10 protein-coding genes and 2 pseudogenes are annotated in these 12635 nt (G+C 67.3%); 6 read left to right on the top strand and 6 right to left on the bottom strand.

The annotated features are described in order from the left end of the window. Window positions 1-2071 (bottom strand): DNA-directed RNA polymerase subunit beta (rpoB, locus tag JHC99_RS13290; protein ID WP_292154862.1); only part of this gene is annotated, 2071 nt, incomplete at its 3' end. A 373-nt stretch (window positions 2072-2444) separates the two neighbouring features. Between rpoB and JHC99_RS13285 the strand changes: the two genes are divergently transcribed. Beyond that, entirely contained in the window at window positions 2445-2966 is a 522-nt protein-coding gene (locus JHC99_RS13285; RefSeq protein WP_292154861.1) for an FKBP-type peptidyl-prolyl cis-trans isomerase, read from the top strand. Between the two features lie 9 nt (window positions 2967-2975). Here JHC99_RS13285 and JHC99_RS13280 read toward each other — a convergent pair whose 3' ends face one another. From JHC99_RS13280 to JHC99_RS13260, 5 genes and pseudogenes are all read right to left on the bottom strand, one after another. Next, window positions 2976-3257 carry a hemolysin gene (locus tag JHC99_RS13280; protein ID WP_292154860.1) on the bottom strand — a complete coding sequence of 94 codons (282 nt, stop codon included), beginning with the start codon at window positions 3255-3257 and terminating at the stop codon, window positions 2976-2978. Further along, the gene (locus tag JHC99_RS13275; protein ID WP_292154859.1) at window positions 3248-3550 is read right to left on the bottom strand and encodes a hypothetical protein; all 303 of its coding nucleotides are present in this window, start codon (window positions 3548-3550) and stop codon (window positions 3248-3250) included. Before JHC99_RS13275 ends, JHC99_RS13280 begins: the two co-directional genes overlap by 10 nt. Window positions 3551-3561: 11 nt before the next feature. Beyond that, window positions 3562-4011 carry a DNA polymerase III subunit chi gene (locus tag JHC99_RS13270; RefSeq protein ID WP_292154863.1) on the bottom strand — a complete coding sequence of 150 codons (450 nt, stop codon included), beginning with the start codon at window positions 4009-4011 and terminating at the stop codon, window positions 3562-3564. Window positions 4012-4098: 87 nt separating this feature from the next. Further along, a pseudogene (locus JHC99_RS13265) lies at window positions 4099-4428 on the bottom strand (DUF559 domain-containing protein); the annotation flags it as partial. A gap of 100 nt (window positions 4429-4528) precedes the next feature. Further along, window positions 4529-6001, bottom strand: coding sequence for a leucyl aminopeptidase (locus tag JHC99_RS13260; RefSeq protein WP_292154858.1), 1473 nt, complete (start codon window positions 5999-6001; stop codon window positions 4529-4531). Window positions 6002-6144: 143 nt separating this feature from the next. Between JHC99_RS13260 and JHC99_RS13255 the strand changes: the two genes are divergently transcribed. The 5 genes and pseudogenes from JHC99_RS13255 to JHC99_RS13235 form a co-directional block, all read left to right on the top strand. Further along, entirely contained in the window at window positions 6145-7275 is a 1131-nt protein-coding gene (locus tag JHC99_RS13255) for an LptF/LptG family permease (protein WP_292154856.1), read from the top strand. Then, window positions 7272-8408, top strand: coding sequence for an LPS export ABC transporter permease LptG (lptG, locus tag JHC99_RS13250; protein WP_292154855.1), 1137 nt, complete (start codon window positions 7272-7274; stop codon window positions 8406-8408). The genes JHC99_RS13255 and lptG overlap by 4 nt, the downstream gene beginning before the upstream one ends. Before the next feature lie 47 nt (window positions 8409-8455). Next, window positions 8456-10909 carry an LPS assembly protein LptD gene (gene lptD / locus JHC99_RS13245; RefSeq protein WP_292154854.1) on the top strand — a complete coding sequence of 818 codons (2454 nt, stop codon included), beginning with the start codon at window positions 8456-8458 and terminating at the stop codon, window positions 10907-10909. A gap of 76 nt (window positions 10910-10985) precedes the next feature. Continuing rightward, window positions 10986-12332, top strand: coding sequence for a peptidylprolyl isomerase (locus tag JHC99_RS13240; protein WP_292154853.1), 1347 nt, complete (start codon window positions 10986-10988; stop codon window positions 12330-12332). Window positions 12333-12346: 14 nt separating this feature from the next. After that, window positions 12347-12635: pseudogene (locus JHC99_RS13235) on the top strand (4-hydroxythreonine-4-phosphate dehydrogenase); the annotation flags it as partial.

Genomic DNA, 12635 nt, shown 5'->3' with positions numbered 1-12635 from the left:
GGATCAGGGCGGCGGCGACCGAAACGACCTGTTTCGGCGACACGTCCATCATGTCGACGTCGGCCTTGTTGAGCAGTTGCGATTCACCGTTGATCCGGCCGGGGACCAGATCCTCGACGATTTCGCCGTCCTTGAGCGCGATGTTCGCCTGGGCAATCGTGTATTTCGACTCCTCCATGGCCGAGATGTAGACCACCTCGTTCTGGGCGATGCCGTCCTTCACGCGCCGGTACGGGCTCTCGATGAAGCCGTATTTGTTGACCCGCGCGTGGGTCGCCAGCGAGTTGATCAGGCCGATGTTGGGGCCTTCCGGCGTTTCGATCGGGCAGATGCGGCCGTAGTGGGTCGGGTGAACGTCGCGGACCTCGAAGCCCGCGCGCTCGCGCGTCAGACCGCCGGGGCCAAGCGCCGAAAGGCGACGCTTGTGGGTGATCTCGGACAGCGGGTTGGTCTGGTCCATGAACTGCGACAGCTGCGACGAGCCGAAGAATTCACGCACGGAGGCGGCGGCCGGCTTGGCGTTGATTAGATCGTGCGGCATCACCGTGTCGATATCGACCGACGACATGCGCTCCTTGATGGCACGCTCCATGCGCAGCAGGCCGACGCGGTACTGGTTTTCCAGCAGCTCGCCCACCGAACGGACCCGGCGGTTGCCCAGGTTGTCGATGTCATCGATCTCGCCGCGGCCGTCCTTCAGGCCGACCAGGATCTGCAGGACCTTCAGGACGTCGTCCTTGCGCAGGACGCGGATCTCATCGGAAACCTCGGGGGTCTCCAGACGCATGTTCATCTTGACCCGGCCCACGGCTGACAGGTCGTAGCGTTCCGCGTCGAAGAACAGCGAGTTGAACATCGCCTCGGCCGCTTCCGGGGTCGGGGGCTCGCCGGGGCGCATCACGCGGTAGATGTCGAACAGCGCGTCTTCGCGACCGGCCGATTTATCGACCCGCAGGGTGTTGCGCATATAGGCGCCGACCGTGACGTGATCGATGTCCAGCACGTCGATCGTGGTGAAGCCGCGCTCTTCCAGCAGCTCGATCGTCGGCGCGTCCAGCTCGTCGCCAGCCTCGGCATAGATCTCGCCGGTCTCGTAGTTGACGGCGTCGGCGGCCAGGTAGCGGGTCACCAGGGCGTCGGCCGCGAGCGACAGCGACTTGGTGGTGTCACCCAGTTTCTTGGCGGCGCGGGCGCTGATCTTCTGGCCGGCCTCGGCGACAACCTCGCCGGTGTCGGCGTCGACCAGGTCAAACTCGGGCTTCACGCCCCTCCAGCGTTCCGGTTTGTAGGGGGTGACCCAGCCTTCGCCACGCTTCTCGTACGGGACGGTTTCATAGAAGGTGCGCAGGATTTCCTCGCCGTCCATGCCCAGGGCATAGAGGAAGGTCGTCGCCGGCAGCTTGCGGCGACGGTCGATACGAACGAACACCACGTCCTTGGCGTCGAACTCGAAGTCCAGCCACGAGCCGCGGTACGGGATCACGCGGGCGGCGAACAGCAGCTTGCCCGACGAGTGGGTCTTGCCCTTGTCGTGGTCGAAGAACACGCCCGGCGAACGGTGCATCTGCGAGACGATCACGCGCTCGGTGCCGTTGACGATGAACGTACCCTTGTCCGTCATCAGGGGGATGTCCCCCATGTAGACGTCCTGTTCCTTGATGTCCTTGACCGAGCGGGCGCCGGTTTCTTCGTCCGCCTCGAACACGATCAGGCGCAGCTTGACCTTCAGCGGCGCGGCATAGGTCATGTCGCGCTGGATGCATTCCTCGACGTCGTACTTCGGGTCCTCGAACTCGTAGGAGACGTATTCAAGAACGGCGCGTTCGTTGAAGTCCTTGATCGGGAAGACCGACTTGAACACCGCCTCGATGCCCTGCTCCTTGCGGACGCCGGGGCGCACTTCGCGTTGCAGGAACTGTTCGTAGGAGGCGCGCTGAACCTCGATCAGGTTCGGCATCTCGACGGCTTCGGGGATGCGTCCAAAGGACTTGCGGATCCGCTTCTTGCCGGTGAAGGTCGTAGCCGATGCGATCTGACCGTTGATGGCGAGACCGTTCAGGACGTCAGTCATTCAATGTTTCCCAGTCCGCACGGCGTGACCCGTGGGAGAAATGCAGCGGCACGACGCGCTTTTCAGCGGCCGTGACAATCGGTTTCGGCTCCCACCCTCGGACCGCGAAACGGTCCAGGAAGCCTGAAATCTGTGAGCTCCTCGGGAAAAGGAGCCACGCCTTCGCTCGGTCGGAGGGCGACGGACCGGGCCTCGGCGCTTTCGCGCGGAATCATGGAGGTGATTGCGGAACGCGGACGTATACTCGCTTTGACGGCGAAATAAAGACCGATCCACAGGGAAAGCGTTACTTTTTCAGATGGGCGCTTGACCGTCGCGCCGTTCGCGAGAAGCCGACTTCGCACCGATGGAAACCGCTGCTAGCTTCGCCGCCATGAAACGCATCGCTCTCGCCGCCGCCCTGGCCCTCTCGGCCGCCCTGTCCGCCTGCGCCTCCGGCCCGCCCGAGACGCTGTTGATGGCCGCGCCGTCGGATGCGTCGTCCTGGGTTCCGGCGCAACGGGGCTATCTGGCCTGGTCCTCGACCCGCCGCGGCTGGAACGTCGCCCCCTCGGGCCTGCAGTACAAGCGTGTCGGCCGTGCCCAGCCCAATGCCCCGATGCCGACCTCCGCCGACGTCGTCCGCGTCCACTATCGCGGCACCCTGATCAACGGCCAGGAGTTCGACAGTTCCTTTGCCCGCAACGAGCCGGCCGAGTTCCCGCTGGGCCGCGTCATCCGCGGCTGGACCGAGGGCGTCGCCCTGATGCACGTGGGCGAGACCTATGATTTCGTCATCCCCGCCGACATGGCCTATGGCCCCCGCGCCATGGGATCGGACATCCCGGCCAACTCGACCCTGCTGTTCCGGGTCCAGTTGCTGGCCATCAATCCGTCGGCGACGCCGGTCGGCTGACGGGTCCCCTCAGCCGCAATCGACGGACTTGATGATGCCGGTCGCCTCATCGAAGCGGACATTCAGCCGGTCCGGGCGATAGTCGCGGGTCGTCGGGCAGGTCGTGCAGACGATGCGGACATTGGCACCCGGCGCGAAGTCCACCGCACCCATGTGAGAGCCGATCAGCGACTTCGCCGATTCGGCATCGCACCGCTGCGGCCCGCCCGGCGTCGGGCCCGGCGCGGGCGTTTCGGCACAAGCCGTCACGGCGGCGAGACCTGCGATCGCTGCAAACGCCCTCATCCGCATCGGACCTGCTCCACCACTTCCGTCTCGGCGTTGAAGAAGATGTTCTGGCGATAGGGCGAGAAGTCCATCGTCACCGCGCAGGTGGTGCAGACCACACGCCGGTTGACGACATCGACCGGTACCGGGATCTCCCGCTTGTTACGCCCCACCAGCCACTGCAGCTCGGACGCCTTGCACAGGTCGGGCTCACCATCGGGCATTTTGGAGCCCACGGGCTGGGTCGCCTCGGCCTCGGCGACCACGGCCGGAGCGGGCGGGGGCGCAGCGGCGGGCGTCGAACACGCGCCCAGCAACAGGACCGCGATCAGGCCGCCTTTTGCCAGCCCTCGTCCGTCTGCTTCCAGTAGGCCAGGTCGGCACCCTGCCCCTTCAGCACCCGCCAGCGTTCCCGTGCGCCGTGCAGCGCCGTCTCGTCCCGACCGTCGAAGATGATGAAGCATCGCGCGTAACCTTCCGTGTCGCCCAGTTCAGAGCCGTCGACGATGAACAGCGCCTGAGCGCCGTTCGGGTTCTCCGATTTCCCCGTCAAAAGGATCGGCTGGCGCTCCGCATGGGGCTCGTCGGCCCGGCCATGCGCCAGGAAACTGTCGTCCCGCCAGGTCCACAGCCGCTCGTCGATATCCTCGAGCCGATGGGCGTCGGCGACCTTCACCAACGCCCGCCAGCCGCGTTTCAGCGTCCGGTCCAGCAGTTCAGGCAACACCTGATCCAGCGACGACCGCTCCAGGTGATAGAACCAGAATTCCGTACTCATACCCTTCCCCCCTTGCGGGGGACGGTGGCAGCCGGAGGCTGACGGATGGGGGGTGCCGCCACTCTGTGGGGGGTCAATCGCTGCCCGTATCCCCGCCAGCACGAGGTCCATCCGCTCAACCACGGTTGAGTTGCGAAATCGCATGACCCGAAACCCATGCTCGAGCAGCCAGGCATCGCGAACTGCGTCCTCTGCCTCCCGGAAATCATGGATGCCTCCATCGACCTCGACCACCAACCGCTGCGACAGACAGACGAAATCAACGACATAGGGCCCGATCGGCGATTGCCTGCGAAACCGCAGCCCATCGACCGCCTTCCCGCGAAGCTGCGTCCACAGGACAGCCTCCGCCTGTGTCGGCGACTTGCGAAGCCGACGGGCGGTGACGTGGGCACGATCGGAATGATGGATCGCCATACAGCGAAGCTACGCCGTTTGGCGGTCCGTTCCACCCCCCCATCCGTCAGGCTCCGCCTGCCACCTTCCCCCGCAAGGGGGGAAGGAGTTTGCGCCCTCATCAGCCTTCGTACGAATCCGCCACCATCCGGTCCAGCGTGCGAACGCCGAAGCCGACCGGGCCGTCCGGCACGGTGTTGAGCGTCGACTTGGACACCCAGGCGGTCGGCGCGATGTCCAGATGCGCCCAGGGCGTGCCGTTGACGAACCGCTGCAGGAACAGGGCGGCCGTAATCGAACCCCCGGCCCGGCCGTTGCCCATGTTCTTCACATCGGCGATCGCACTGTCGATGTGCTTTTCGTACTGCTTGGGCAGGGGCATCCGCCAGAAATTCTCGCCGACCTTTTCCCCCGCTGTGAAAATCGGTCCGGCGACCGCTTCATCGTTGGAATACAGCGCCGCATAGTCCAGCCCCAGGGCCACGATCGCGGCGCCCGTCAGGGTGGCCAGGTCGATCATGAATTTCGGCTTGAACCGGTCCTGAGTGTACCAGAGGGCGTCGGCCAGGACGAGGCGACCTTCGGCATCGGTGTTGATCACCTCGACCGACTGGCCCGACATCGAAATGACCACGTCGCCGGGCCGCTGGGCGTTGCCGTCGGGCATGTTCTCGACCAGGCCCAGAACGCCCACCGCATTGACCCTGGCCTTGCGACCCGCCAGCGCGTGCATCAGTCCGGCCACGGCAGCCGCGCCGCCCATGTCCCACTTCATGTCCTCCATGCCCTCTGCGGGCTTGATGGAGATGCCGCCGGTGTCGAAGCAGACGCCCTTGCCGACGAAGGCCAGCGGTTGCGCACCCGGCTCGCCGCCGTTCCACTGGATCACGGCCAGCTGGCTCTCGCGACGGCTGCCCTGGCCGACGCCGAGCAGGGTCCACATCCCCAGCGCTTCCATCTCGGCCTCGCCGAGGATCTCGACCTTCAGACCCAGCCGCTCCAGATCCTTGATCCGGCGGGCGAACTCGGCCGGATACAGGACGTTGGCGGGCTCGGCGACCAGATCGCGCGCGAACACGACCGCATCGGCCACCGCCGACATAGGCTCATGGGCAGCTTCGGCGGCGCGCAGGTCCGAGGTCACGATCCGCACCGTGGTCACCGAGGCGATCTTCTCGGGTTTCAGCGTGGTGCGGTATTTGTTGAACGTATAGGCGGCCAGCCGCACGGCGAACGCAGCTCGCGCCGACTGCTCGGGCGTCAGATGCCCGAAATCCAGCGTCAGGGTCTCGGCTCCAGACAGCTTCACCGCATGGTAGGCCGCGCCGGCCGCCGTTTCGATGCCGGCCTCGGTCAGGTCGTCCTTGCCCGTGCCGACCAGCAGCACGGTCTTGGCCTCGACCCCGCTGGGTCCGGCCACGACCAGCGTCGTGTTCTCCGCCCCCGTGAACCGGCCGGCCGACATGGCGCGGCCCAGGGCCCCGCCGGTTGCCGCATCGTGCTCGGGGCCCTTGCCGGCCAGGACGCGGCCGTCGCCGACCAGGACGGCCAGCACATCGGTGACGCCCGAAACGGCGACGAATTCGATCTTCATGAAACGCGACTCCAGCCGGACTTTCAGGCCCGGTCATTGATACTGAGGTGGGTCGGCCCAGCGGTTGTCCGCGAGCCTCCCGGGTGTGTATTAGATGCTCCCCATCGCCCGCGCCCGCAACACGGGTGATCGCTTCACGCTCCATGACCCTGATTCAACGCTATCTTTTCCGACAGATCGGCGTTCCCGTGGTGGCCGCCTGCGCCGCGCTGGCGGGAATCGGTCTGCTGTCGCAGAGCCTGGATCAACTGGAGGTGATCGTCGAACGCGGACAAAGCGTCTGGGTTATGGTCAAGCTGACCCTGCTGGCCCTGCCGCAGCTGTTTTCGGTCATCCTGCCCATCGGACTGTTCGTCGGGGCCCTGATCGCGCTGACCCGGCTGCAACGGGAACAGGAACTGACCGCCGCCTTCGCCAGCGGCATGACCCGGTGGAAGGTCATCTCGCCGGCCGCCCGCATCGCCGCGATCGCCGCTGTCGTCACCCTGGTCATGACCGTTCTGATCCAGCCCTGGTCACAGCGCACCGCGCGCGAACAGGCCTATGCCATCCGTACCGACCTGGCCGCCCTGCTGGTCGAGGAAGGCCGGTTCGTCCAGGGACCCGACGGCCTGACCGTCTATGTCCAGCAGATCGAGCAGAACGGCCTGCTCAAGAACCTGTTCGTCTATCTCGCCGACGGCAGGGGCGGGGTGCGGACCTGGGATGCGGCAGAGGCCCGCTTTGAACAAGTCCAGGGCCAGCCCTTCCTGACCCTGACCAACGGCTCGATGCAGGAATATTCTTCCAACGGCGTGCTCAACCAGTTCTCCTTCGCCCGCTTTCCCTTCGATCTGACCCCCTTCACCGAAAGCCGCGAGACCATCCGCTACAAGCCCTCCGACCTATGGATGGGTCAGCTGTTCAACCCGACGCCCGAGATCGTGGCCATGAGCGGATCGCGCGGCGAACTGCTGGCCGAGGCTCATTCGCGGCTGTCCTCGCCCCTCTATGCCCTGACCGCCATGGCCCTTGCCCTGTCGGCGATCATGGGCGGCGCTTTCAGCCGCACCGGCTATGGCTGGCGCATGGCCAGGTCGGCGGGGATCTTCCTCTTGGTGCGAGTCTTCGGCTACGGCATCGTGGCGGCCAGCGCGTGGAACAGCTGGCTGAATCTGTTCCAGTATCTGCTGCCCCTGATCGCAGCGGCCCTGGCCCTTCGGATGCTGTTCCGTGCGCTCAAGCCCGGCCGCCGCTCTCCGGCACTCGAGCGTCTGAAGGCGAGGTTCGCATGAGGATTTCCCTGCGCGGCGACCACACGCCGATCCGCCTGCGGCTCGGCCGCATCGAACGCTACGTCCTGATCCAGCAGTTGCGCGCCCTCGGCGTGGCCCTGGCCGTCATCGCCGCCCTGGTGATGCTGATCGACTTCGTGGAGATTTCGCGAGGCCTCGGCTCCGACACCGATCTGTCAGGCCTGCGCATCCTGGGCCTGATGATGCTGAAATCGCCGGCGGTGATCGTGCAGCTTCTGCCGTTCGTCTTCCTCTTCGGCACCCTGTCCGCCTTCGTGGGCCTGAACCGCCGGTCAGAACTGATCGCCATGCGCGCGGCCGGTGTCTCGGCCTGGCGGTTCGTGCTGCCGGCCGCCGCCTGCGCGCTCGTGCTGGGCGTCCTGACCGTCACCGCCATCGGCCCCCTCGCCGCCTCGGCGGACGGCCTGTTCCAGCGTGAGCGTGCCCGCATCTCCGGCTCCGTCGCCGGGTCCGCCGATCGCGAGGCGGTCTGGCTGCGCGAAGGCGAAGGCCAGCGCCAGATGGTGATCCGCGCCGGTCGCCAAGACCGGGCCAACGCCCGACTGCTGGACGTGACCTTCTTCATCTACGCCACCGATCCCGAAGGCCGCCGCGCCTTTTCCGAGCGGATCGACGCGAAATCCGCTGCCCTCAGCGCCGGGCGCTGGCGGCTGGTCGATGCCGTCGGGGCCCAGACCGGCCAGCGTGCGATGCGCTACGCCACCCTCGACCTGCCCTCCAGCCTGGCCGACGAAGAGGCGTTCGAGCGATTCGCCCGGCCCCAGTCGACGCCCTTCTGGTCCCTGCCCGGCCAGATTCAGCGGATCGAGGACGCAGGATTCTCGTCCACCGCCTATCGCCTGCGCCTTCAACAACTGCTGGCCACGCCCCTGATGTTCGCCGCCATGTCGATCCTGGCCGCGGCCTTCTCTCTACGCCTCATGCGACTGGGCGACCTGGCCAAGATGGCGGTCAGCGCTGTGGTCCTGGGCTTCGCCTTCTTCTTCCTGAACCAGGCGTCCGCCGCCTTCGGATCGGCCGAGGTGGTGCCGCCCTTTCTGGCCGCCTGGCTGCCGGCGGTGCTGACGGCGCTCGCCGCCTTCACCTTGCTGTTCTATACCGAAGACGGCTAAGCGACCCTCCAGGCGGGGGCCTGACGACGAACGAGCGGAAACCGGTCTTGAAGCAGCGTAACGGCAGCGCCTCCCAGCGGCAGGGGTCCCGCACCCGGCTCCTCGCCGGCGTGGCCCTGTTCGCCTGCCTGCCCCTCACTCTGGCCACCGCCGCTCAGGCCCAGACTTCGCCTGCGACCACACCTCCCTCGGACCAGCCCGGCCCCGACGGCCTGCCGCCCCGCGCCGTCTATATCGAGGCCGGCTCCGCGACCCGCGAGGGTGACGTGATTTCGGCGCTCGGCGACGGCGAACGCGTCCTCGCCCGTTTTCAGTCCCACACCCTGCGCGCCGGTCGCGTGACCTACGACATGACCTCCGGTGCGGGCACGGCTGACGACAAGGTCGAGCTGACAAGTCCAGAAGGCGACACCGTCTACGCCAGCCATCTTGAGCTCGATTCCGATCTCAACGCCGGGGTCGCCGTCGATTTCGCGACCCGGCTGTCGAACGGGGCCAGCCTGATGGCCGCGACCGCCGTACGCCGCTCGGCCAATGTCAACGAGCTGAACTACGCCCTCTTCACCCCCTGCCCGATCTGCGACGCCGAGGGGAACCCCAAGACCCCCTCGATCTCCATCCAGGCCGAAAAGGTGGTTCAGGACGAGGAACTGCGCGCCATCCTGTTCCGCAACGCCCTGTTTCGCGTCGGCGGCGTTCCGGTCTTCTGGCTGCCTGCCTTTGCTGTGCCGGACCCGACCGTCGAGCGCAGTTCCGGCTTCCTGGTGCCTTCGGTCAACTATGACGAAGGCCGGGGCCTGTCGGTCGAGGGGCCCTATCTGCACGTCGTCTCCCCGTCCGAGGACTGGCTGATCAGTCCCCAGTTCAACACGGCCGTCCTGCCCCTGCTGAACCTCCAGTGGCGCAGGCGGTTCGCCGATGCCTCGATCGTGGCCCGTGGCGGCTATACCTATGCGCAGAATTTCGGCGACTTCGACCTCGACGGCGACGGCGACGCCGAGAGCAACGTCGACTTCGGCGACCGCACCAGCCGCAGCTATCTGCTGGCCCACGGCCGCTGGGATCCCGCCGGTCCCTGGCGCGCCGGATTCACGGCCGAGCGGGTCTCGGACAAGACCCTGTTCGACCGCTACGACGTCCGCGATCCCTATCAGGACAACGGCCTGTATTACGGCGACCAGCGCCGCCTGATCAGCCAACTCTACGCCGAGCGCCAGACCGCGCGGTCCTATGTCTCGGTCGCCGCCTTCTCGATCCAGAGCCTGCGCGTCGACCAGTTCAACCCGATCACCCCGGCGCTGAACATCTTCGAGGACGACAACACCCTGCCGGTCGTAGCGCCGCTCGTCGATGCGCGCTGGGAGCCGGTCGAGCGGATCCTGGGCGGCCGCCTGAGACTCAAGAGTTCGGCCGTCTCTCTCACCCGCGACGCCTATGTCGGCGCACCGGTGCTGCGCCTGCCCCCCATGGCAGCCGTCCCTACGATCACCGACGGGGTCGACAGCCGCCGCCTTACGTTCCAGACGGACTGGCGCCGCGTGATCATCTCGCCCGGCGGCATCCGGTTCGAGCCGTTTCTGGACGCCCGCGCCGATTTCTATTCGGTTTCCGACCTGCCGCCCGTTCTGAGCCTTGAGGACACGACGATCACGCGCGGCCGCGTCACCGCCGGCATCGACGTCGCCTACCCCCTGATCAAGCGGCTGTCGGCGACCTCGGACATCGTCATCGAGCCCCTGGCCCAGCTGTCGATCTCGAACAAGCCCAACCTGGATCCCCGCATCCCGATCGAGGACACCCAGACCTTCGAGCTGGACGAGACCTCTCTGTTCCGCGTCGATCGCCTGCCGGGCTACGACGTCTACGAGGGCGGCGGCCGTCTGACCGCCGGGGCCCGCGCCACCCTGCGCTGGGACGAGGGTCGCACCGCCAGCCTGTTCATCGGTCGCAGCGTCCGCTCCGACGAGGAAACCGCCTTCCGCATTCCCGTGCCGGACGCCCCCGCACGGCTGTACGACCCGTCCGGCCTGGCCTCGACCACCTCCGACTGGGTCGTCCAGGGAAGTTTCGCGCCGACGCAGGGGGTCAGGGGCTGGGGTCACGCCACTCTCGACAGCTCCGGCAACGTCCGCCGTGCCGAGGCCGCCGTCGACGCCACCTGGGGCCGCCGCAACGTCGCCGCCGTCAGCTACATCGTCGATCGTTCCAACCCGCAGTCGGGACCGCTCAACCGGAACTATGAATTTGTCCAGCTGGCGGGCCAGCAGTTCGTCTATGGCAACTGGGGCGTGGCGGTCACGGGCATCGCCGATCTGGAGCGCGACCTGATCACCCGCTCGGAGGTCGGCCTGCTGTTCGACGACGACTGCTTCCGCTTCGAGATCGGATTCCGCCAGGACAACACCCGCGTCAGGCCGTCAGGCCCGTCCGAGGGGGTCTATGTACGCCTAAACCTCGCCACTTTTGGCGGTACAGGCTATGAGCGAGACGACAGGCGCTGAGCAAGGCGCTTGATGGGGCGCGACCTCCCCGAATATGGGGTCGAGACCGCGCCGCTTTGAGGAACCAGGACTGACCATGCGTTTGATTCGTTGTTCGACCGGCGTCGCCCTGGCCGCGCTCGTCGCCGGGGGCGCGCTCGCCCAGACTGCGCCTGTGCAGACGCCCGCGCCGGCCGCCGCCGGGACGCTGAACCCCGCTGCCGAACAGACGCCTGCGACCCCGCCGGCCGCCCCGCCGCAGTTCCAGCTGTCCGAGGGCATCATCGCCACGGTCAACGACCAGATCATCACCTCTTTCGATCTGCGCCAGCGCATGCTGATGATCATCGCCATGAGCCAGGTCCAGCCGACCGAGGAGAACATCCCGGCGATCCAGCAGCAGGCCCTGAACGCCCTTATCGAGGAGCGCCTCCAGGTCCAGGAGATCGCCAAATACCCCGACCTGACGATCACCGACGCCGAGGTCGATGAAGAGGTCGCCCGCATGGCCGAGGACGCCGGCACGACCCCGGCCAACTATATGCAGTTCCTCGAACAGGGCGGCATCCGCGCCCGCAACATGCGCGAACAGCTGCGCACCGAGATCGGCTGGCGCGCCCTGGTCGGCGGCCGCTTCAACAACCGCGCCAAGGTGTCCCGCGCCGCCGTCGATCAGGCCATGCGCCAGGTCACCGAGGCCGCCTCCAAGCCCCAGTACCTGATCGGCGAAATCTACATTGAGGCTGCCCGTGTCGGTGGCCAGCAGGCCGCGGCGACCGGTGCCGAACAGCTGGTCCAGCAGATGGTCGCCGGTGCCCCCTTCCAGGCCGTCGCCCGCCAGTTCTCGGCCGCTCCCTCCGCCCCGCGCGGCGGCGACGCCGGCTGGGTCGTCCAGGGGACCGTGCAACCGGCGCTCCAGGTCGCCCTGGACCAGCTTGAGGTTGGCCAGCTGTCGCGCCCCATCCCGGTCGAGGGCGGCGTCTACATCATCTACATGCGCGACAAGCGGTCGGGCGCCGCCACCAGCCTGGTGACGCTCAAGCAGATCATGATCGAGGCCCCCGAGACCGCTTCGCCCGCCGATGTCGCCGCCGCCACCGCCCGGCTGGAGGCCCTGCGGCCGCAGTTGACGTGCGACACCATGCTGGCGCGCGCCACCTCGGAACAGGGCCTGCTCGGCTCCGACCTGGGCGAGGCCGACGTCGCCAACCTGGCCCCCCAGTTCCAGCAGGTCGCCCGCACCGCAGAGGTCGGCACGGTCTCGACCCCGGTCCGCACGCCACTGGGCGTCCACCTGGTCGCCGTCTGCGGTCGCAGGGTCGGCGGCGCAGACGCCCCGACCTATCAGCAGGTCGAGGGTCGCCTCCAGAACCAGAATCTGGCCATGCTGGCGCGACGCTACATCCGTGACTTGCGCGCGGACGCCCTGATCGAACTGAAGTAAGCCCGGAGACCTCCATGCCCCCCTCCGAGGATGCCCGGCCTGCCACAATCGGCCCGCTGGTCCTCACCCTCGGAGAACCGGCCGGCGTGGGTCCGGAGATCGTCGCCGCCGCCTGGCGCGCTCTGAGCGGGTCCGGCGCGCCCTTCGCCGTCATCGGCGACGCCCGCCTTCTGGCCGACCATGCGCCGGTCCAGACCGTCAGCGAGCCCTCGGACGCCGTCGGCGTCTTCGCCCGCGCCCTGCCGGTCATCGACCTGCCCCTGCCCGCCCCGCTGCCCGCCGACTGCGACAGCGCCGACTACG

It is taken from the genome of Brevundimonas sp. (assembly GCF_016463485.1).
Taxonomy (GTDB): domain Bacteria; phylum Pseudomonadota; class Alphaproteobacteria; order Caulobacterales; family Caulobacteraceae; genus Brevundimonas.
This window is presented reverse-complemented; position numbering and strand designations above follow the sequence as displayed.